Source organism: Mesorhizobium sp. M8A.F.Ca.ET.218.01.1.1, from assembly GCF_004791165.1.
Classification (GTDB): Bacteria; Pseudomonadota; Alphaproteobacteria; order Rhizobiales; family Rhizobiaceae; genus Mesorhizobium.
Map to the genome: position 1 here is coordinate 35016 of NZ_SRUZ01000003.1, position 19040 is coordinate 54055.

Annotated in this window: 22 protein-coding genes and 4 pseudogenes; 14 read left to right on the forward strand and 12 right to left on the reverse strand. The window is 58.1% G+C overall.

Annotated features, from left to right (window positions below; genetic code table 11):
• Positions 1-20: 20 nt before the first annotated feature.
• Positions 21-209, forward strand: coding sequence for a hypothetical protein (locus tag EN861_RS11240; protein ID WP_127280314.1), 189 nt, complete (start codon positions 21-23; stop codon positions 207-209).
• Positions 210-482: 273 nt separating this feature from the next.
• Positions 483-587 (forward strand): putative RiPP precursor, encoded by a 105-nt coding sequence (locus EN861_RS11245; RefSeq protein ID WP_127280313.1) that lies wholly within the window; start codon positions 483-485, stop codon positions 585-587.
• Positions 588-644: 57 nt separating this feature from the next.
• Here the strand turns inward: EN861_RS11245 and EN861_RS36255 are convergent, their stop codons facing one another.
• The gene (locus EN861_RS36255; protein WP_245464494.1) at positions 645-1076 is read right to left on the reverse strand and encodes a hypothetical protein; all 432 of its coding nucleotides are present in this window, start codon (positions 1074-1076) and stop codon (positions 645-647) included.
• A 205-nt stretch (positions 1077-1281) separates the two neighbouring features.
• Between EN861_RS36255 and EN861_RS36785 the strand changes: the two are divergent.
• The 4 genes and pseudogenes from EN861_RS36785 to EN861_RS11270 all read left to right on the forward strand — a co-directional run bounded on the left by EN861_RS36785 (position 1282) and on the right by EN861_RS11270 (position 2704).
• A pseudogene (locus tag EN861_RS36785) lies at positions 1282-1691 on the forward strand (hypothetical protein).
• Between the two features lie 76 nt (positions 1692-1767).
• Entirely contained in the window at positions 1768-1935 is a 168-nt protein-coding gene (locus EN861_RS36790; protein ID WP_348629827.1) for a hypothetical protein, read from the forward strand.
• Positions 1936-1998: 63 nt separating this feature from the next.
• Complete coding sequence (locus tag EN861_RS11260) at positions 1999-2208, forward strand: hypothetical protein (protein ID WP_127280312.1); 210 nt, start codon at positions 1999-2001, stop codon at positions 2206-2208.
• A gap of 254 nt (positions 2209-2462) precedes the next feature.
• Positions 2463-2704, forward strand: a pseudogene (locus tag EN861_RS11270) (hypothetical protein).
• A 540-nt stretch (positions 2705-3244) separates the two neighbouring features.
• Here the strand turns inward: EN861_RS11270 and EN861_RS11280 are convergent.
• Positions 3245-3607: a nuclear transport factor 2 family protein gene (locus tag EN861_RS11280; RefSeq protein WP_127280310.1), complete on the reverse strand. Its 363-nt coding sequence runs from the start codon at positions 3605-3607 to the stop codon at positions 3245-3247.
• A gap of 136 nt (positions 3608-3743) precedes the next feature.
• Here EN861_RS11280 and EN861_RS11285 point away from each other — a divergent pair, with 136 nt between their 5' ends.
• Positions 3744-4022: a hypothetical protein gene (locus EN861_RS11285; RefSeq protein ID WP_127280309.1), complete on the forward strand. Its 279-nt coding sequence runs from the start codon at positions 3744-3746 to the stop codon at positions 4020-4022.
• Positions 4023-4143: 121 nt separating this feature from the next.
• Here the strand turns inward: EN861_RS11285 and EN861_RS11290 are convergent, their stop codons facing one another.
• Positions 4144-7287: a GAF domain-containing protein gene (locus EN861_RS11290; protein WP_135864274.1), complete on the reverse strand. Its 3144-nt coding sequence runs from the start codon at positions 7285-7287 to the stop codon at positions 4144-4146.
• A gap of 254 nt (positions 7288-7541) precedes the next feature.
• The gene (locus EN861_RS11295) at positions 7542-7856 is read right to left on the reverse strand and encodes a DUF982 domain-containing protein (protein WP_189343605.1); all 315 of its coding nucleotides are present in this window, start codon (positions 7854-7856) and stop codon (positions 7542-7544) included.
• Positions 7857-8015: 159 nt separating this feature from the next.
• On the opposite strand from EN861_RS11295, the gene EN861_RS11300 reads away from it, so the two are divergent.
• Positions 8016-8180, forward strand: coding sequence for a DUF3606 domain-containing protein (locus EN861_RS11300; protein WP_127277719.1), 165 nt, complete (start codon positions 8016-8018; stop codon positions 8178-8180).
• Between the two features lie 136 nt (positions 8181-8316).
• Positions 8317-8688, forward strand: a complete 372-nt coding sequence (locus EN861_RS11305; protein WP_189343606.1) for a response regulator — start codon at positions 8317-8319, stop codon at positions 8686-8688.
• Between the two features lie 106 nt (positions 8689-8794).
• On the opposite strand, the gene EN861_RS11310 is transcribed toward EN861_RS11305, so the two are convergent.
• Positions 8795-9622, reverse strand: coding sequence for a Ku protein (locus tag EN861_RS11310; RefSeq protein ID WP_127277722.1), 828 nt, complete (start codon positions 9620-9622; stop codon positions 8795-8797).
• Positions 9623-10220: 598 nt separating this feature from the next.
• Between EN861_RS11310 and EN861_RS11315 the strand changes: the two genes are divergently transcribed.
• Positions 10221-10670: an ion channel gene (locus tag EN861_RS11315; RefSeq protein WP_135863571.1), complete on the forward strand. Its 450-nt coding sequence runs from the start codon at positions 10221-10223 to the stop codon at positions 10668-10670.
• Between the two features lie 169 nt (positions 10671-10839).
• Here the strand turns inward: EN861_RS11315 and EN861_RS11320 are convergent, their stop codons facing one another.
• From EN861_RS11320 to EN861_RS36800, 4 genes and pseudogenes are all read right to left on the reverse strand, one after another.
• Complete coding sequence (locus tag EN861_RS11320; RefSeq protein WP_127277716.1) at positions 10840-11019, reverse strand: hypothetical protein; 180 nt, start codon at positions 11017-11019, stop codon at positions 10840-10842.
• 99 nt (positions 11020-11118) lie between these two features.
• Positions 11119-11495 (reverse strand): annotated as a pseudogene (locus EN861_RS11325) (low affinity iron permease family protein).
• A gap of 192 nt (positions 11496-11687) precedes the next feature.
• A pseudogene (locus tag EN861_RS36795) lies at positions 11688-11894 on the reverse strand (hypothetical protein); the annotation flags it as partial.
• Positions 11818-12138 (reverse strand): DUF892 family protein, encoded by a 321-nt coding sequence (locus EN861_RS36800; RefSeq protein WP_348630900.1) that lies wholly within the window; start codon positions 12136-12138, stop codon positions 11818-11820. The pseudogene EN861_RS36795 and the gene EN861_RS36800, both read right to left, overlap by 77 nt.
• A 229-nt stretch (positions 12139-12367) precedes the next feature.
• Here EN861_RS36800 and EN861_RS11335 point away from each other — a divergent pair, with 229 nt between their 5' ends.
• Together EN861_RS11335 and EN861_RS11340 are read left to right on the forward strand one after the other, a co-directional pair.
• The gene (locus EN861_RS11335; protein ID WP_127277715.1) at positions 12368-12880 is read left to right on the forward strand and encodes a hypothetical protein; all 513 of its coding nucleotides are present in this window, start codon (positions 12368-12370) and stop codon (positions 12878-12880) included.
• 204 nt (positions 12881-13084) lie between these two features.
• Positions 13085-14479: a phospholipase D family protein gene (locus EN861_RS11340; RefSeq protein WP_135863574.1), complete on the forward strand. Its 1395-nt coding sequence runs from the start codon at positions 13085-13087 to the stop codon at positions 14477-14479.
• A gap of 947 nt (positions 14480-15426) precedes the next feature.
• On the opposite strand, the gene EN861_RS11350 is transcribed toward EN861_RS11340, so the two are convergent.
• Both EN861_RS11350 and EN861_RS11355 read right to left on the reverse strand, forming a co-directional pair.
• Positions 15427-16233 carry a hypothetical protein gene (locus tag EN861_RS11350; RefSeq protein ID WP_135863578.1) on the reverse strand — a complete coding sequence of 269 codons (807 nt, stop codon included), beginning with the start codon at positions 16231-16233 and terminating at the stop codon, positions 15427-15429.
• An 81-nt stretch (positions 16234-16314) separates the two neighbouring features.
• On the reverse strand, positions 16315-17055 hold the full coding sequence (locus tag EN861_RS11355; RefSeq protein WP_189343607.1) for a M20/M25/M40 family metallo-hydrolase: 741 nt from the start codon (positions 17053-17055) through the stop codon (positions 16315-16317).
• A gap of 328 nt (positions 17056-17383) precedes the next feature.
• On the opposite strand from EN861_RS11355, the gene EN861_RS36260 reads away from it, so the two are divergent.
• Together EN861_RS36260 and EN861_RS36805 are read left to right on the forward strand one after the other, a co-directional pair.
• A complete protein-coding gene (locus EN861_RS36260) occupies positions 17384-17905 on the forward strand; it encodes a hypothetical protein (RefSeq protein ID WP_245464322.1) in 522 nt (173 codons plus the stop codon).
• A 164-nt stretch (positions 17906-18069) separates the two neighbouring features.
• Complete coding sequence (locus EN861_RS36805) at positions 18070-18354, forward strand: hypothetical protein (protein ID WP_189523057.1); 285 nt, start codon at positions 18070-18072, stop codon at positions 18352-18354.
• Positions 18355-18513: 159 nt separating this feature from the next.
• On the opposite strand, the gene EN861_RS11370 is transcribed toward EN861_RS36805, so the two are convergent.
• The gene (locus tag EN861_RS11370; RefSeq protein ID WP_135863582.1) at positions 18514-18987 is read right to left on the reverse strand and encodes a GNAT family N-acetyltransferase; all 474 of its coding nucleotides are present in this window, start codon (positions 18985-18987) and stop codon (positions 18514-18516) included.
• Positions 18988-19040 lie beyond the last annotated feature (53 nt).

A 19040-nucleotide genomic window follows, 5' to 3' on the forward strand; every position in this document is an offset into this window, starting at 1 on the left:
TTTCATGTTGGCTAGATTAAATGCCTATGGCGCTTTATTTTTTCGCCTTTTCGGATAACGGCGAAGCTCATCCCGACGAACAGGGGACAGACTTATCCAGTTTCGATGCCGTCAAGCGTGAGGCCGTCAGCGCATTGTTCGATCTGATAAAGGAGGTGTGCCGGATGGCGCCACCGCAAGTGGCCATCACCGGCCCTGCTATGATTTGAGTTCGGCTCGCCTCTCGGCGCTGGCCGCCGGTTGATCCCACCAGACGTGCCCGCTGCCGACAGATGGCGGGTTATTGTGTTTTTTAGCACATGCTACAATGCCGCTTTGCAGCGAGGCGGGCGTCGCATGCGGGCTTTACTGTTTTCAATGGTAGTGCTGCTGTTCATGGCCAGCGGCTTCTGGCTTGCGGCCGAGCTTGTGATCGCAGGCGGTTGACAACAATCGTCGGCGCAAGGCAGTTTCCCAGCGAGGGTAAAGCGAGGAGCACCACTATGAAGAAGGCCTATGAGAAGCCAGCGCTGATGAAGCGCGAGCGCCTGTCGGTTGTGACAGCCGCCGTGAGCCTGTCGTTTACACCGCCGCCTCCGCCGCCTTGAGTTCTGGCTGACTTTCTATCTAGGCCCGCTTTGCGCTGACCGGCAGGCGGGCTTTTTCTATTTTGGTCGAGGGAAACTGAGGATTGTTGCGGACTGTGTCTGCAGTGGCTCGTGACCCGATTTTTCATGCCAGTACACCTGGCGGAAATCCCGCTGGTCAACCCGCTGACCGCAAGCGGGACAATTGTAGAAATGGTCCTGCTCGTTTGCGAGTTCAGCCTCATGCACCTTTCCACGCATTGAGGGACCGAAGTCGGCGCTTTCGCTCCATGCCAAGAGATCTGGGCGCTGGTCAGGCCCAACCAGGCTGTACTCGTGAACGGTGGTCTTCTCCTCATCTACCGCACGGAACCAATGCTCTTGTGCTGCCCTGGGCAATAGCGGTTGACCGGCCAGCGTCTCGGCGGCCTTAAGCGGATCGCTCTCCACAACGATGCCAGAGACCACGATAGTGTCGCCGTAGATCTCTTCCACCTGATACTTCGTCATCGTCGCCTCATCCCAGAGCGTGAGCAACGTGGTTTGCTGCGCATTGTTGCATGACACATAGGTTTATTTTAGCACAAGCTGATTGAATCGCCTGTCGTGAGTTCGTGCATGCGTTTGAGTTCATCGAGCCAATGATGCCGACCCTGGTTGAAAAGCCACCACCCGAGGTCACGAGCTCAAGTCCGACGGCTATCGAAGCCAGATCATCAAGGATGAAACCGGCGTTCGCGTCTTCACCCGCCGCGGGCTCGACTGGACAGCCAAATACCGAGACCCCGCTAAGGCGGCCGGCGACCTCGATGTCGACAGCGCCATCATCGACGGGGAAATCATCGTGCTGAACGACGCCGGCTTTCTGACTTCACCAGGCGTCAACATGACCTGTATTTCTTCGCCTTCGATCTGTCGCACATCAACGGCCATGATCTTCGAGATATGCCGCTGGAAGACCGGCGCGAGATCCTCGCCGAGATGATGCCAGAGGGACAGCACATCCAGTTCAGCCAAGCGCTGCTGGGGGAGGCCAGCGCATCTTCCACCAAGCAGGCATGGAAGGAATGGTGTCAAAGCGGCGCGACAACAAATATCGCAGCGGTGCGTCGACGAACTGGCTGACGACCAAATGCTATACGGTTGAAGAATACGAGCTGCTAGGCGTTGAACGTGAACCGGGCAAGCCGGCTTTGCCCTGATGGCCGATGGGAAGACGGGACGCTATATCGGCTCGGCCTTCGTCAATTCCAGCCGCGTGATCCGCGAGCATCTGTTGGAGCGCGTCCAGCAGCACGCCGGGCCGCCGCCCAATGGAATGATGCGGCCATCAACACAATGGGTGAAACAGGGATCATCGGGCGCGTGAAACACTTGCGCGGCGAGGAGGATTTGCGGCACGCTTCGCTTCAGGATTTTCGCGAGGAAAAGCATGCCGATTCGAAGAAAGGCAACTGAAGCGGGAATTTTGGAACCTGAGGAACTGGTCCTGCTTGGGCGGGTATTCGAACAGATCAAGGTCAACAGTCAGTCGAAAGAATCGCTAGACGCGCTCGCATCGCGCGTCATCGCGAACTATGTGGCCGGCGTGACTGACGAAGCCGAGCTCGTCTCGCTGTCCAGGCAGCCTCTCGGCCGGTAGGAGAACAAGATGGCGGTTGCCAAGAAGGAGCAGGTCCAACTACGCGTGGATATACGGTGTGTCCAGGATGCAAGGAGGGCAAGCAGCGTGTCGTGCATTCGCAGGAACACGCTGATGTGTGGCTCCAGGGCTTTGACGGTCCCCTTGGCTGGCGCAGACAAGGCCAAGCCCATCTGCGGCCAGATGGAGACCGAACTAGACGCCTCGGCGGTCGACCGAGACGGACATAATCGACCACATGAGCTTACGGCTTAATGAGCGCGCGTGGCATCGATTTCCTGTACCAATGGATCGCGAACACGCTCCTAAGACGGCAAAACCATCTGTCATCGCCGTGGACGAACTTACCGATCAGCGAATTGCCGATGCGAAAGCGATCGGCATCAAGCGGGTCGAACTCGATGAGGAAGTGGACAGCCTCTTTCGCACCATCCTCGAGGCGATTGTGTATGTCGATCCCGGCATGCCCGACTGGCGCAGGCAACTCGCTGGTTAGATTCTTAATTAGCAATTACTAATATGCGCGTAGATTAGCGTCGCGGACGCTGCCACGCCCGCAATGGCCGGTGCGGCGACGACTCCTAAGGCTCCTGCTGCACCGGCCACCCCAGCGCCACTGAACGGAATTAAGCGCTTGCCGTACGGCGCTTGGACAGCGCCCGCCACAAATCGGTTTCGTCAATGAGGCCATCCTCAAAGGCTTCCATGACCTCGCGGGCCAGTTGTTCCCTCTGCTCGCGGTCCTTAAGCGCCAGACGACGCTCTTGGCATAGTTGGTCAAACGTGATGACTTCCGCGTCGTGAGCGTGGGCAGCGCGGCGCAAGCCCTGTCAACCTTCGATGCCGATCCAGGGTCGTTCAAGGCGCTGATTTCCGATATCCGGCCGGGTCGACGGCGAGGCCGGCTGGGAACTTGTCCGCCATGTTCGGCAAGCCAATCCGACGATGCCCGTGAGCTAACATCCGCCGCCACCGAGCGATCAAAGTGCCCTCCACCATCTCGCCCTCCGCCAGTCCTCGCCCCGGAGGTCTTTCCCTACGTGTGAAGGTGGTAGATCTTGCTCACAATCCTCCACTCCCCGGCGACCTTAAGCAGGGATAGATAGTCGGTGAACTTCATGCTCCCAAACTCGTCCTCAACCTTCACCGTGGCCGCATCGGCCGTGATATCGAGAAGCAAGATTTTCCAGTTGGGGCTATTGTTCGGTGCCAAGTCCGCACCCATGACCTCGCCCACATAGCCATCGACGCTCAGCCATTCCACTGCGCCCTGGTAGTTGCCGATGATTGATGCCGACGCGTGAAACGCCGTTCGCAGCTTTTCCTGGTCAGCAGTGGACATAGCGAGGACGTAGGACTCAACCACAGCGTTGATTTGGCGTTCGTCGGTCTGCGACATCAGGCTAAACCATCTTTTCCCAGTTATGCGAGACGAGCATACAGAAAGCTACCGCATTGGGAACCGAGTTCGAGACATCACGTTGCTCGTGACGGTCACCACGCTGTGGTCATGACCCAAAAACGGAGGAAATGCGATGAACATCAAGAAGCTCACTATAGGCGCGATGGCGCTCGCAATGATGACGGGTTCAGCTCTCGCTGGCAGCACCTCTGCGCTCGACGATCCGGCAAAGATGTCGCCGTTCTTCACCGATGCCGGCATGAAAACACTGAGGTCGGAAGCGGATTTCAAGACCGCTTGGATGGCCATGAAACCCGACGAGCAGAAGGCGGTGATTAAAGACTGCGGTGATACAACGCTCAACAAGGCGCATGCAGATTTCTGCGCGATGGCGAAAAAGATGGGTGGCTGAAAGCAGCCCCCTCCAAACCCTCGCCTCTTTCTGGCCCGCTCCTCACCGGGGGCGGGCCACTTGTTTGTCGGTCGCTGTTTAGACCTTTGGTTCAGCCTGGCCCTCAAAATATTTCGATTTGCTATTTATCTATAACCTTGCGGATTTTTTCGGCGAGTTCGTCGATGGTATAGGGCTTGGTCAGAAGTTCCGTTCCGAAATCGAGAGTACCATTGTGGACGATCGCGTCGCGCGTGTAGCCCGTGGTGTAGAGAACTTTCAACGATGGTTGGACGACCTTCACCCTGTCGGCCAGTTCGCGCCCCGACATTTCGGGCATGACGACGTCGGTGAAGAGGAGGGATGGCACCGTGCCGCCTTCCAGAGCCGCGAGGGCTTCCCGCGGGCCTCGCATTTCAAGAACGGAATAGCCGAGGTCTCGCAGCGCCTCGGTTGCCATTGACCTGACACGATCCTCGTCCTCAACGACCATGATGACTTCGGCAGCGCTGCCTGTGTTTTCAGGAGCTGGTGGTGTCGCGCGCAGTTCGGGGACGCTTTTATGCGAACGGGGCAAATAGATTTTCAGCGTGGTGCCGACGCCCTGCTCGGAATAGATCCTGACGCTGCCTCCAGACTGCCGAACGAAGCCGTAGACCTGGCTCAACCCAAGGCCGGTCCCCTTGCCGACTGACTTGGTGGTGAAGAACGGATCGAAAGCTCTTTCCATGACATCGGCGCTCATTCCGACACCCGTGTCGGTCACCGACAAGAGGACATATTGACCGACCGGGATGCCATTTTGCTTGGCGAATCTTTCGTCGACATGAGTGTTTGAAGTCTCGATCGTCAGTTTGCCCCCGGCCGGCATGGCGTCACGGGCGTTGACGCAAAGGTTGAGCAGCGTGCTTTCCAACTGTCCGGCGTCAACCTCGATCTGCCACAGGCCAGCGGCAAGAACAGTCTCAATCTGTATCGGTTCGCCTAGCGTTCGACCGAGCAGTTCACTCATTCCTGACACAAGCCGGTTCGGGTTCATGACCTTAGGGGCGAGGGGCTGCCGGCGAGAGAAGGCAAGGAGGCGTTTGGTGAGTTCGGCCGCGCGTTGCGCCCCCTCGACGGCTCCTTCGACGAACATGTTGACGTTTGTGTCGCCATTCCTGAGCTTGCGCTGCACCAGATTCAGGCCGCCGATGATGACGGCAAGCATATTGTTGAAGTCATGGGCGATGCCACCCGTGAGCTGCCCCACCGCTTCCATCTTCTGGGACTGGCGCAGGTGCTCTTCTGCCCTTGCGCGCTCGGCGACGGCTTCTACGACACGCTGCTCAAGCGTTGAATTGAGTGTCTGCAATGCCTTGAAGAGGCGGGAGTTATCGATTGCCGAAGCCGCATGGCCCGCCAGGCCCAGCATTGCGGCCTCATGCTCCGCACCGAAGACGCCGACGTCGGAATGCCCAAAAAAGAGCCCGCCTAACATCTCGCCCGATCGGGAGGTGACCGGTACCGCCAGATAGGACCGCACCGGCAGGTGACCTTCGGGCATCCCCTTCCTTGGCGAATTCCTGCCATATCGCGGATCCTGCAGGATGTCGTCGGAACGAACCACGCCTGTACCGCGGAACGTAGGCTCGAAGACTGCAGTGTTGCGGGGCATCGGAAAGTTCTCGAACGCCGATCGCGGAGCGCCAGATAGCGTGTAAAGTGTGTAGCTGTCGCCGTTTTCGTCCACGAGATTGTAGAAAAATGCGCCGAACTGCGCTCCCGTGAGTTCGACCCCGACGTCGGTCACCGTCTGGACAATAATCTCGACGTCCAATTCGGCTGCGACGGTCGCAGCAGTGGCATTTATGACCTGGAGATGGCGCTCAATCCGCTTTCGGGACGTGATGTCGATTACCGTGCCGACAAAGCGAACGGCGCGTCCATTTTCAAAGAGCGCATCTCCGGTCGCAGCAATCCATCGCTCCTTTCCGTCATGAAGTCCGATGGTGCGATATTCGATATCATAACGGGACGAGCCTCCAGACTTGAGCGCCTGCCGCACGGCGTTGTCAGCGCGCGAGCGGTCGTCGGGATGCAGGCCTGGCAGGAAGGTGTGCTCGTAAGAAACACTTGCCTCCGGCGGCAACCCGAAAAGCGCCTTGCATCGGTCGTCCCAACGAAGCGTGTCAGTTACGGGATCATAATCCCAGATCCCGATCGCAGCAGCGTCTGTCGCTAGCCGCAACCGTTCCTCTGAGGTCCTGGCAGCTTCTTCGGAACGAACACGTTCGATATGGGCCCACGAGCGCTCAGTCACCTCTGTCAGCAAAGCTAGTTCACGTTCGGACCAGACACGAGGTTCTTTGTCATGAATGGCCATCAACGCCGCGAGCCGCCCCTGCTTGACCAACGGCATGCAAATTGTGGCCGTTATCCCGATATCCTGGAACGTCTTAGCTTCTGCGGCGTCAATCTCAGTCAGGTTGTTATTGATGATAAGCGGTCGGTTCGCACTAAGGTTGCTGACTGCAAGCTTGCCGAAATCCGCAAGGCTGTAATAGCCCACGATGCTCGGCGATCCCGGCGCGCTCCAGTCGCCGCGGATCGTGAAATGGTCCTGGTCGGCGGCCATATCGGCATAGGCACAAATGGAAACCCCAAGGTGTTCGCCAAGCCTTTTTGTCGTGGTTGCCATGACAGCATCGGCATCTTTGGCAAGAGCGATCTCCTTGCCCAGCCTATCCAGGAATGCGAGACGTTCCGTGGTCTCTCGCAGCGCCCGCTCTGCCCTAAGCCGTTCGATTGCGGTCCGTGTGCGCTCTGCAACCTCAAAAATCAGAGTAATCTCGTCGTCACTCCAGCGCCTGGGAGCGGCATTGTTCAGGTAAAGCAGTGCGACCACCTTGCCGTGCTCGGAAACTGGCATGTTGATGAGGGAGCGCGCACTGAGGGCTTTAAGGGCTTCAGCGCGATCATGGGTCCGGGGATCGGTCTCGGCGTCCTCGAGGATGACGATCTCGCCACGTTTCAGGTCGTCGATGTAAGAGCCGTAGTCGCGAAACTTCAGTGTGCCTGCCAGGCTCTTGATTCCAGGGGCGTTCCAGTCCCGATCGATCGAGATGCTCTCGTCTTCGAGGTCGATCGTTCCATAGCCGGCACGGCTGACTTCAAGGTGGCGCCCAAGTAATTCGGCGGCGGCATAAGCCAACTCTCGGGGATCTTCAATTTCCCGGATGCGATCGCCCAACGCTGCCAGAAGTTCCAGGCGCAGCCGCCCTGATCGATGTGCGGTAGCCCCCATTGCGTTCCCCACCGAGAAGCGCATTCAATGCGCGGCGGAGAAAAGGGTTCCACCAGAGGCGAAGTCCGGCCGTCGTCTCGGGCCGGAACTTGAGTTAATAGAGGGGTGTCCCCCGTCCTGCCTCGGGGCCACGTCCTGTGTGGCGGGTTTTTGCCGAATTGTGTTAAATCGAATAGCTGGGGCAACGCCTCAGACTATGCCCCCTTGGGGCATAGCCAGGCCGCCGGGCAGTCGTTGGGTTGCGTATTTGCTGCTCAAACAGAATAGGGAGACCGGCGATCTTGGCCGTTGATCGAGCTTGCCAGCGCATCCAGGCGCATCAAGCTTCTGCTTGGCTCAGATGAGACTATCATGTCCTGGTCCCTTGCGGCTTTGAGAAAGGCGTCGAACGCGACACTGTGCCGGCAGGTCCCGGCCTGAGCCTCAGTCAGCAAACGCAATGCCTGTCGATAGGAAAGCGTTTCCTTGTTTTTCCATGCACCATTCATTGCACTTCTGGCATCGGCCACCGAACAGATCGTTCGCGTATGGTTCAAAAACTTTATCTGCACAGGAAGGAAAGCAGTCAACTTCAACCCTCTTTGCTAGCAAGAAGGTTTGGCAAACTTTAGAGGGCAAGATTGGTTGCATATCACGCGATTTTTTTGGCGGCACGGCGGGTCGTGCGGGAGCAACCTATGCGGGAACCGGGCGGCGTCTTGGAAGTTGTGCGGCCAAGGAGAAAAGCAATGGCCGACGCACAGAAACAACCACAAATGAGCCCCCGCGAGATCGAAGCGCTGGCGCGCGAAACTGGCTGCACCGAAAGCCAAATTCGCGAGATTGTTTCGCTTGTTGGGTTCGACCGCGCCTCCATACTCAGAGAGGCCCGATCGCTGCGACAGTCCAATTGATAGTCTTCGTCAGATCCTCTTGACCCTTGGTTTGCTGCGCGGCAAAAAGCGGGGAGAGCTTCCTACTCGCTATTCATCATCGGTAGCGCGGTTGGCATGAGCAGCGGTCGGCATCGCCGTTGGGGTTGGGTCAATCTTGGCTGGAGAACGATTAACAATCCTCGTCTTGGAGGACGAGCCATTAATCGCCCTGGACGTGGAAGCCACCTTGGTCGAGGCGGGCTGTAACGTCGCCGTAACTGCCAGTTGCGCCGAGGCAGAGTCGATTTTGGAAGATGTCTCTCCGGATGCCGCTGTGCTCGATCTCTATCTGAAAGATGGGCCGTGCATCGCGGTGGCCAAGAAGTTGGTGGGGCGCGGGATCCCTTTTGTCGTCCACACTGGCTATCTTGGACCCGATCGCGACGAGATATTCGCCCATGGCACGGCGATTCAAAGCCCTCCGACCCTGCCCATCTCCTCGCTGCGGTCCAAGCGTCGCTTGGATCGTGACCACCAGAGATGTTGATCGAATTACCACAGGGCCTATCTTATGCCGGCTCGGCCTTCAGGCTTGCCAACAGATATTTGCCGCACGACATTGCCCTGCGTCAATAGGACCATAATCCACGGAATCAAGCTGTCTTGCGGTTGGTGGAGGTGGCCTTTTTTTTGGGCGCTAAACCTTCCTGTTTGAGGCTCTTCTTCAGAACGTCGGCGAGATTGATGACATTCTCTTTCGGCCGCGGGGCCGCCTTTGGTGGTTTCTTACCCTTGCGTTTGGCGTCGATCATGGCGATCAGCGCGTCCTCGTAGGTGTCTTCGAATTTCGAGGGGTCGAATGTCGTCACCTTCTTGTCGATCAGCATGCCCGCGATTTCGAGCAATTCAGGATCGTATTTGGCCTTCGACAGGTCATGGAAGACGCTGTTTTCAGACACCATTTCATTGTGGTTTCGCAACTCGCTCATGACCATGCCTTTGTCGTAAGGCTCGATCAAAACCTCACGGCCGCGCTGATACAGGACAATACAGGATCGCGCCGCCACACCTTTGTTCTTCATCGCGTCGCGGATGACCCCATAGGCCTCGAGCGCTGCTCCGTCGGCCGGGATGAGGTAGTAGGGCTTTTCCAGATATCGGGTGTCGATCTGGTCCAGCGAGACGAACTCGCCGACCTCGAGCGTGTGGTCTGTGGTCAGCTTTAGCGCCTTGATGTCGTCGGGCTCCACCATGACATACTCATCCTTGGAGATCTCAAACCCCTTCACCTGATCGGCCGGATCGACCGGCTCTCCCGTCTGCTCATCCACATAGACAGTTTTAACCGGAAGGCCGTCTTTGCGGTTCAAGATCTTGAAGTGGATCTTTGAACTCTCGCTCGTAGCGCCGACAATCTTGACCCCGCAAGTCACCGACCCGACCTTCAGGAAGCCCTTCCATACAGCACGTGGCGCTACCATCTGCATTGATCCTGTTTTGGTAAGGGCCAACGGGTTTCCATTGAAATTGTTCCTCGGCAACAGGCTCGGACGGCGGCTAGGAAACACACCAACGCCAGGTGTCCGCGCTAACAATGATGCCTCACCCATTTGGAACGCTTTTAAAAGTCGCAAGTTCGCCAACAGCAGCGAATTGTCGAGGTTCGCTGTGTCGGGCGGCAAAGCCCGGCGAGCCCGCCAGTCGGTGTCCTCCGTTGGCGGGCTTTCTGTTTACCGCCGATGGGCTAGTCCATACAAGTGGTTGGATTCCTTAAGAATACTCGTCCGCCGCCTACTCAGGGAGGGAACCTAAACATCCAAACGCCATCAATCTGGCGCGAGCAAGCATGTTCGCGATCCTTCGCAAGGGTAGACGACAAGGTTGCCTTCGTCCTTCGACTGATCCGGCATCGATCACCGGTCTGGCGGATGGGCCACGAAGAGATGCCGCGGATTCATATTTGACGAAGAGGACTTCGCTCGGATTGAAGCCGTTGCAACTGTGAAGGCCCGTTGGACAGTTTGCAGGCGCCGAGGGGACTGGCGTTCCGTCAAGTGTATTGAAAAAGGCGAATACAGTATGGACACCGGCATTATCGCTGCAAGCGCGCTTTCGCTCATGCTCGCCGTCTTATGCGTTCTTGTGCACTACGAAGCCTTCAAAGCCGTTGCGAATTCCGCAAAGAGTGTCGAGGAAGCTGGATTTCCAAGTCGAGGCCGGCTCCTGGTCGTGATTTTCGGCGCGCTTGCAGCGCACGCGTTTGAAATTACAATTTACAGTTTCGTATTCTGGGAGCTTCACGGGTACGGGTTGCTGGGACGGATCGTCGGCGAGGTGTCCGGCGGGTGGATCGATTTCCTATATTTCTCGATTACGAACTACACGACACTGGGCGTGGGTGATATCCGTGCGGAAGGATCGATCCGCCTCATAGCGTCGTCCGAAGCCTTGACCGGATTGGTGCTGCTCAGCTGGACCGCATCGTTCACCTATCTCTCCATGGAGAACTTTTGGCGGCGACGGCCGTAAGCCGATAAATGTCGAGGCAGCGCCTCAACGGCAGCCCAATCCGGCTTGGGTCTCAGAGCGCCGTCACGGGACGGTTTCGTTCGAACCGCATCCAACCGTAATTTGGGCACTACAGATCGGGTGTGGGATCAAATGATCGACCAAGCCACGGTGACGCGGCTGACCCCTTCTATGCCTTCTTCTTCGCGGCGCGCGGATTCTGCCCCGTGGCACTGCCGCTCTTGGCATCTTTTGAATGGGCAGCGATCGCGGGACCGGCACCCGTCGCCTTGCGCATATCTCCGGACGGCTTGATGTTTGGCGACTTCCTGCCTGTCCAGCTTGAGAAAAGTTTGCCAAGGAAACCCATTGTCATTCTCCGCTGATTTCGTGATGGAGCTCGTCTCTTCCAGGAAGCTCCGTCGCTAACCTTGGTTCCGCCGGATGGAATCCCGCCGCAGAGGTGACACTAGTTTTCGTTAGCCGACTGCAGACCAACATTGGTCTTTGCCTGCAGACAAAGGGACCGAAACTGTTCGACCTCACTCTCGGTCAAATGCTCGATACCGATAAAATCGTTCTTGCCAGCGCCCGAGCGGATCAGCTCATCGAGCTTTGCCTGAATGGCCGCGCCGTCACATTCTGAGTATTCTGAATAAGGAAGACCATCAGAAACGTAACGATCGTCGTGCCTGTGTTGATCACAAGCTGCCAAGTCTCGGAATAGCCGAAGAGCGGGCCGCAAGCGGCCCAGATCACCACCGCGCTCGGGCAGAGAGCGAAAGCCCACGGGCGGCCCGTCGCATGCGCCACGGCCCCCGCCATGCGATTGAATAGTTTTTCCATGTTGGGAAGATCATGATGCGAAGAACCCGGCAGTCGACCGCTTTGGGGCGTAGGAGATGGTGAGCGAGTTATCGTGCCTATCATGGCCAGGCGGGCGCCTGTGCCACGACGCTTACGGCCGAATCGGCGAGCTTGGTCTGTTGGTCTCTCTTCGCCGAGCGTGAGGTCCAAAAGTGTAACTGCCTCATCCATTCCGGGCTCAGCGGTCGAGATGCGCATCGTGCCGCAGCGCGAAATCTCGCGGTGCTCGACGGCTTGTGCTATCGCCAGCAGTTCGGCATCCAGAGCCGGCGCCGTATATTCCTCCAAGAGTGCCGAGCCTTCATCGGTAATTAGCGCACGTCTTGGCCTGGGGCTTCTTGTCGACGATTTCGAAAATCTCCTCCAGTCGCGCCACATGCTCCTGTGTTTCGCCGTGATGTTTCTCGAATGCTGCCTGTAGGTCCTGGCTTAGCGCCGCCGTCGCCATCTCTGGCTGTGTCGAGAGGATTTTCTTTTCGGCGAAGTAAATGTCCTTGAGCGTGTCGTGGAAAAGTTCGCTCAACCCTTTCCTTGTGGCCGCCTTGGTAATCGCCATGATGTGAATATCTCCGAGAACATAGGCCTGATGATCGAGGCCAAGGACCAACTTCGCGTCTGGCATGTGGTTCCGGAGCGGATTCAGACAGGAAACTTAAGCGCCGTCGCGACACACCCGCTAGCCCGGTGTCAACCTGCCGTCGCCGCCACAATCGCAACACTCGCACAGCCAGTTTCATTCTTGGCCGAAGGAACTGCCGGTCGCGTCGCAGGTTTGGAGAGCTGACCCTGTGCCGCAAACATGCAGCATACGACATCGCCTTCCTTCACCGTCAGATGCCGAGGAGCACGCCATGCAAGTTGTCCGTACCGAAGTTTTTGACGCTGCCGCCCCCAACGGCCAGCCCATCCTTCGCGTCGTATTTTGCGGCGAAGGGGGTGAGTGCGTGACGGTGGACATGGCAAACCCAGATGGCTCCGCCGCCGTGCAAGCCGCATTAGATCGGGCGAAGGCGATCCTGGTCCAAACCGCGACCTTCGATCTGGCCGCCAACGACTACGATGCGAACAGCAATGGCAATTTTGACGAAATCGCCGTGACCTCGATAAGCGATGCCGCCGGCGATGTGTATGTCTTCGACTATCGTGATGGCGAAACCAGTCGACGGATACCGCCATCGCGTTTGCCGAGCTTTGACGCTGCCCGCGCCGAAGCCATCCGTTGTGCCATGGATATCCTGGCGGATCTGCAGCCAGGCACCGACGACCTTACCGGCTGGCTGGTCCGGGTTTCCAATGAGAAGGGTGATGTGCTCTGTACGATCGATGTGGCGGAGGCCGAAGCCGCGCGGCATGCAATCCAATAAAGACGACTAGAGGCGTTCGCGCCACTCGAGGCCGTGACGTGGTCCTGGCAATTGGGTTTGCGGGAATTCTGTTGTGGCCACGCTAGAAGAGCTGACGCGCTTTTCCTCGCGGCGGCAGCGTTTATGCAACCAGTTCGGCTCAAGACAGTTTTATGCTCGATTTCATGCGGTCCCCTGTTTTGACGGATTCTGCCGACGGCTTTCATGGACACTGCCATCTCGTGGTTCTCGCAAGCTAACAGCCAGGCAGGCAAGAACGGCCTACTGCTGATTGCCGACAATTGCGATGCTCTGGCCGTACGTGTCCTGACCGCAAGGGGGGCGCAGCGCACGCTCGATCTGATGTATTATCTATGGCACGACGATCATACTGGCCGTTTGCTGATGCACGAGGTGCTGGCTGCGGCTGATCGAGGTGTGAGCGTCCGCCTTCTTCTGGACGACATCAATACGCGCAACGACGACGCTTTCTATTTGGCGATCGATAGCCATCCCAACATCGAGGTGAGGCTTTTTAATCCCAGCGGCACGCGAACAGGAATCGTCCTGCGTGGCGTGGAGGTGGTTTTGCGTTTGTTCGCAATGACGCGCCGCATGCACAATAAAGCTTGGATCGCGGACAGCGAGGTCGCCATTGTGGGCGGCAGGAACCTCGGCGATGCTTATTTCGACGCGGCTGAAACCAACTTCCGCGACCTTGACGTTCTGCTCGTCGGTCCTGCGGTCCAACAAACCAATGAGATATTCGAAACGTTCTGGAACAGCGAATCTGTCAGGCCGGTTCGAGCCCTGCATCCCGCCGCTCCGGCCGCTGGTTCAGCAAACTATCCGGGTGCGGAAGCCAGCGAGGGGCTCCTGGATCGGATAGCTGCATACTCAACGATCACCCAATACATTGAGGCGAGCAGTGATGTCGTCTGGACCGAACACGCGCGTGTGATCTCCGATCCACCAGAAAAGGTGCGCGGTCGCAAACGAAGGAATTGGCTTCTTCGGGAATTGCGGCCGATCATCGAGTCGGCAAGGGAGCATCTTGAGGTCATAACGCCCTATTTTATCCCCGGACGAAACGGAGCGTCGATCCTGTTCGACCTTGTTGGCCGCGGCACCGAAGTGCGCATCCTTACCAATTCGCTGGCAGCAACGGATGTAGCCGCGGTGCACGGCGCGTATGCCAATTATCGAAAGGATCTGCTTAGGGGCGGCGTAAGGCTGTTCGAACTGCAACCCTTTGCCCGGCAACCCAAGATCTCGGTTTTTGGGTCAAAGGGGGCAAGCCTTCATACCAAGGCTTTCACCGTCGACGACAGGTTAGGTTTCGTTGGATCTTTCAACTTCGATCCGCGGTCGGTGACCCTGAACTCGGAAATGGGTGTGCTCTTCGAAGACGAGCATCTGGTAGCACAATTAAGGCAGCGCTTTCAAAACGAGATTTCGCCGCAGACCAGCTACCAGTTGAGCCTGCACCACAATCAGCTTCGATGGACCGGTGCATTGGACGGTGAGACGCGCCAATTTGAAAGCGAACCTGAAGCCAGTCTCTACCGTCGACTAGTGGCAGCGGTCGTGCGTGCCCTGCCGATCGAGTCGCAACTCTAGAAACCATACGTCTCGTCAGATCCAAATAGCGATTTGTATCTGCGTTGAAGACAGCCAGACGGCTTCACCTTAATTGGCGGTTTGGCGATGCAAAAACAGGCTGGCTGTTAGCCAGGAGCATTCCGAGTACAAGGGAATGCCGCCGCGCCTGCAAAGCAGGGCGAGCAACCGCCCGGCTTGGCCGACACTCTTATCTGTCTCATCGTCTCCAATCTTTCGCGTCGGTTCCTCGCCAGGCGAGGGCAGTTCCATGGTGGTCCGTAGCCAAGACCTTTGCACGCTGGGCAGCCCTTAGGTGCGGGCTCATCCGTGATCTTGGCATCGGCGCTGTGATCACCGCGCTCCTGCTCACAGTCGGATTTGATCTGCTGGTACATTGGCACGAGCGCCGTCGCTTCCTCCTGTGGCGCGCCAGGTCACTGCTCGTCGTGCTGTTCTGAAGCACTATTTTTCGGAGGTTTTTTTGCTCTGCGCGGAAGCCGCGCTTATTCGGCTCGGTAGCCGTGCCGACAGGTTGGCCATCGCCATGACAACGATCAAGATAACTGACAAAGCAGATCGACTCTCTGCATCTCATTCTCGCGGAACGGGTGGGGCCGCTATTCAGCAGGGGCGTCCGAGTGCGATGCAATTCCCACCTCGTCTCCGTCTCCGTGAACGGCGTCGCGATCCCAGTCGTTTGTCTTGTCCGGTGTCTTGGCAGTGGCTTCGTCGGTCGCCTTCTTCTTGTCGTTGCGTGGTGACGGTCCCAGCATATCGTTTGATGAGTTCGGTCCCATTCTCGTGTCTCCGTTGCAGTCGAAGTCGAAACTATCTGGCGACGCTACGGTTCCCCGCGCACAGTGACCTCAGTTGGACAGCCACCGGTTCCCTGCGCGCTGCCGCCTAAACTACCGAGGAAGTAGCAGCCCGGTCGTTTCTGGTTCTCGTCGGCCCTCCGGCGTCGGTCAGCTCTCGTTGGCGAGGAGCGCCGCGCAGACGTCGCTCAATACCCTGGGCAGGACATCGAACGCATAACCAATATGCAGCCGTTCCAGCGGCGTATGATAGTCGCGGCCCCATGGGCCGATGTTGATGGTGGGGATGTTGGCCAACGCGTGTGTCTTTGGCCACCGCACACCTTGTGTCCACAGCGGCGTGTTGCGACCGACAATGTCGAGACCGTCAGCCGCGACCTCGCCAAAGAAGCTCATATCCGAAATACCGGCGAAGTAGTCGGTGCAAGTGATAGTCGTGCCGTAAAGAGCCGCGGATTCGGTTGCGAGCCGCTTGACTATTGTCTTTAGACGGCGAGCCCCAGGCGCATCAGAAAGGCTTGTGGCCAGATAGGGCATAGAGCCGAATCCCGTCACGATCGCCGGGCCGGACAAACGGCTGAGGCGCCAGGCCTCTTGCGTTGCAAGACGACACTGCTCCGACAAAGGCAGATCGACGCGGGCGAGGTCGGCGGTGACCTCGGCAAGCCGTGATCTGTCCTCGATATCGAGACGGTCCACAACCGCTTCGTAACGATACAATGAGATCGAACGGCCGCCACGACTGGCGCTTCCGTCAGTAGGCCGCCGCGCCAATGCCTCCAGACACCCTCTGGCTGCTTCGAGGCAGAGCTGGTCGAAACGTGCAAGAACCTCGTGTGGAGCGCGCCGGTAGCTTAGCACGTTGAAGGTGGCGAAGGCGGTTGCTGGCGTCGTAACATCGTATGCGGCTTTCCCATCTCGGATGCTGAGCAGACTGGGAGGAGTTGCGGACAGCATCTGGGAAGTTTCAGTCAGCTCGGCAGCCCATTCCAGCCGGGCAGCGATCGCGGCCGCGATCGTTGCGGCATTGAGCCCGTTCTACGGAAAACCACTGTGAGTGGGAATGCCGACGACGAATGCGGTGGGAAGCAACTTTCCGACCGTCCCCAAAGCAATGACGCGGCCCTTGCTGCCATCGCCGTCGTCAGCGATTGCGTCGAGATTGATGGCCGCCAGAATCTGCAAGTCGTGTTCGCGCTCTAACGCAGGCAGCATTTGCACGGCCTTACGGGCGCCCGCCGAATTATTCTCCTCATCGGGCACGGCCAGGAACAGCAAATTGCCGGCAGTGCCCCCACCGTTGGCAAAGACATTACAGACCGCTAATCCCGCCGCCAGACCTGCCTTCATGTCGAGCAAACCCCGTCCAGCAAGAAATTGCCCGGTCTCGAGATCGGTCCTCGCCAGGTTGCCCTGATCTGTCTCCACCCCCACCAGGCTGCTCGCCAAGGCCGGAGTCACTTTTGCCGGTTGCGTGGCCAACGCTTCCAAGTCACCGTAGTCCCGTGTCGACACGGTGTCGTAGTGGCCTGTCAGTACGACCGTGCCGCGACCCGCACCGGGAACCAGCATTGCAACGCAGTGGCGACCGTCCCCCGGCTCGACCTCGATGGTCCAGATTTTGGCGCGATCGAAAGGCGGCCTTTCACCCAGGACCTTTGCTAACCATGGCCCAAAAGACTTCTCGTCATCAGTGCCAGTGACGCTTCGCCGTTCGGTCAAGGCGATGGCCCAATCTCTGGCGATGCTAGAAAGGGTGTCTGCGGCTGTAGGATCCATGGTCATCCGACTCAAATGCGGAGGCCGACGTTAGTGGATCGCGCGGCGCCAGCTAAGGCCTGATGTTCAGACGCTGCCATTTTTCCTACATTACCAGCGTAGCCGAGGTTTTCGCCGGGCCGCTCCTAACCACCGTCAACTGGTGGGACCAGCGGCTCCATGAAGAAAGCCTCCAATCGGCGTCTCACGAACACTAATCAGAGCCGCGTATCAGCATGGGTGACGCCTGGGCCTCGAAGAAGTCGATCGGGTGTGACGAGGTTGCCCAGACGCACGTCGCGTAAGCCGCCACGAAGGACACCAAAAGGGCGGTAACAACGGAGAGACGATGCATTCTGGACTGTCCTCTTTGCTGCAGGCCCGTCCACAACCTCCCGCAACCGGATCGGTTCGCCGTAAAGTATTTACCGTGTCGCCATGGTTGACAAAAGGTTTCGAAAACCTGTGGCATTCGCAAGCAGCCAACCCACGCCTGTCTATCATCGGCCGTGCAAACGTTCCGCCGCCCAGGCCTTGTCGTCAAATCCAACATCAGGCAGGCGCAATCATTTTTAAACGACAGGTCATCGCCCGGGAGCCATATTCCCCCACACGCTCACTGGCCCTGTCTGGAGTTTGTCCGATGCTTGACCGTTGCTCGCACAACCAAGCCATCTACCCCGACGACCTGAGCGCACTCAAGCGCGTCTTTGATGAGCTTTGCCGTGAAGCGGACATTTCCCTGGAATCGATTGAGGCCAGCGATATTGCGGCTGAGCTTGTGCGGCTTTTTCAAACCGGCGTTGCCGACGCGACAGTGCTAAAAATTGCAGTTCGATCACGCAATCAAACTCTGCGACAAGCCGGATAGCCGCGCGGCGCACCGCACTGAGTTGAGGGAGCTTCGACCTTGCGAAGGTGATCGAAGCTCCGCATTTCCCCCCGGCTGCGCCGGGCTCCGGCCTTTCAATATAGCGAAGCCGGGCAAGCAAACGCGGCCTAGTCGTCGTTGCCCTGATCGATGACGACGTGTCGATGGTGATGGCGACGGTGACCCATCGTCACGATGACCGTATCCCGGCGGTGATGGCGGTGGCGCCACGCACGCTCGCCATTGTCGTAGAATGCGACATGCCGGTGATGGCGATGATGGAGCCGACCTCCCTCGTCATTATAGACGATGGCGGCGCGATGGTGGTGACGGTGATGCGCTGTGATCACCACGTCAGCCTCGGCGGCCATGCCGACAGCCGGGATGCCAAGAGAAAGCGCCAAGGCGCTCAAGATCAAAGCCTTCATGTTTATAGTCCTGTCTGCTGAAAACGGCGTCCCTTCAATAAAGGAATGTTGATCATTCACCTTTGTTCCCGACCTGCGAAAGGTTGACGAAAAGCACCGCTTTGTTGTGCACATGAATCGCCCGGCCGAGATGGTCTGCGGCTGGAAGAGACAGGCTCTCCTGAATTGATCTGGCTCCGCTCAGCCCGTGGTCAGATCCAGCCGCATCTCCTTGGCGATCTCAAATCCGGCGGCGCGGTAAACGCCTTCGCCGGCATCCGATGAATGGAGGACCGCTTTTGTGCAACCGATGGATCTCAAATAGTCGACCCCGGACCTTACCAGCGCCAGGGCCACGCCATTTCGCCGGGCCGCGGGTTCAACGAACACGCTCCAGATATAACCATGCTTGCGAAACGATGGGACCGCTACGTCGGGGTAGGGCAGACGTTCGACCTGACAGGCCAGTGACCCGACGGCCACGCCATCAACTTCCGCAAGGAAGCTCCCCAATTCGAAATGCCGCCGCCCAGACAAAATGAACTTCGAGGTGACGGCCTCGGCGTCGAGTTTGATGTTGACCGGATCGACGCCATAGCTCTCCCACAACGCTGTGTAATGACGGATCAAGGTTGGATCGTCGACCGGGGTCCCTTTGCGGATGAGGTAGCTCATCGCCTGACAACGCGGACTAGGTCCTGCCGTTCCGCATGTGACACGCTGATCGG

Bases quoted from the DNA above. Each gene is read 5' to 3' on its own strand.
- EN861_RS11240 (WP_127280314.1), top strand. From the start codon at position 21: ATGCCTATGGCGCTTTATTTTTTCGCCTTTTCGGATAACGGCGAAGCT.
- EN861_RS11245 (WP_127280313.1), top strand. From the start codon at position 483: ATGAAGAAGGCCTATGAGAAGCCAGCGCTGATGAAGCGCGAGCGCCTG.
- EN861_RS36255 (WP_245464494.1), bottom strand. From the start codon at position 1,076: ATGACGAAGTATCAGGTGGAAGAGATCTACGGCGACACTATCGTGGTC.
- EN861_RS36790 (WP_348629827.1), top strand. From the start codon at position 1,768: ATGGCCGATGGGAAGACGGGACGCTATATCGGCTCGGCCTTCGTCAAT.
- EN861_RS11260 (WP_127280312.1), top strand. From the start codon at position 1,999: ATGCCGATTCGAAGAAAGGCAACTGAAGCGGGAATTTTGGAACCTGAG.
- EN861_RS11280 (WP_127280310.1), bottom strand. From the start codon at position 3,607: ATGTCGCAGACCGACGAACGCCAAATCAACGCTGTGGTTGAGTCCTAC.
- EN861_RS11285 (WP_127280309.1), top strand. From the start codon at position 3,744: ATGAACATCAAGAAGCTCACTATAGGCGCGATGGCGCTCGCAATGATG.
- EN861_RS11290 (WP_135864274.1), bottom strand. From the start codon at position 7,287: ATGGGGGCTACCGCACATCGATCAGGGCGGCTGCGCCTGGAACTTCTG.
- EN861_RS11300 (WP_127277719.1), top strand. From the start codon at position 8,016: ATGGCCGACGCACAGAAACAACCACAAATGAGCCCCCGCGAGATCGAA.
- EN861_RS11310 (WP_127277722.1), bottom strand. From the start codon at position 9,622: ATGGTAGCGCCACGTGCTGTATGGAAGGGCTTCCTGAAGGTCGGGTCG.
- EN861_RS11315 (WP_135863571.1), top strand. From the start codon at position 10,221: ATGGACACCGGCATTATCGCTGCAAGCGCGCTTTCGCTCATGCTCGCC.
- EN861_RS11320 (WP_127277716.1), bottom strand. From the start codon at position 11,019: ATGGGTTTCCTTGGCAAACTTTTCTCAAGCTGGACAGGCAGGAAGTCG.
- EN861_RS36800 (WP_348630900.1), bottom strand. From the start codon at position 12,138: ATGCCAGACGCGAAGTTGGTCCTTGGCCTCGATCATCAGGCCTATGTT.
- EN861_RS11335 (WP_127277715.1), top strand. From the start codon at position 12,368: ATGCAAGTTGTCCGTACCGAAGTTTTTGACGCTGCCGCCCCCAACGGC.
- EN861_RS11340 (WP_135863574.1), top strand. From the start codon at position 13,085: ATGGACACTGCCATCTCGTGGTTCTCGCAAGCTAACAGCCAGGCAGGC.
- EN861_RS11350 (WP_135863578.1), bottom strand. From the start codon at position 16,233: ATGCTGTCCGCAACTCCTCCCAGTCTGCTCAGCATCCGAGATGGGAAA.
- EN861_RS11355 (WP_189343607.1), bottom strand. From the start codon at position 17,055: ATGGATCCTACAGCCGCAGACACCCTTTCTAGCATCGCCAGAGATTGG.
- EN861_RS36260 (WP_245464322.1), top strand. From the start codon at position 17,384: ATGCATTCTGGACTGTCCTCTTTGCTGCAGGCCCGTCCACAACCTCCC.
- EN861_RS36805 (WP_189523057.1), top strand. From the start codon at position 18,070: ATGGTGATGGCGACGGTGACCCATCGTCACGATGACCGTATCCCGGCG.
- EN861_RS11370 (WP_135863582.1), bottom strand. From the start codon at position 18,987: ATGAGCTACCTCATCCGCAAAGGGACCCCGGTCGACGATCCAACCTTG.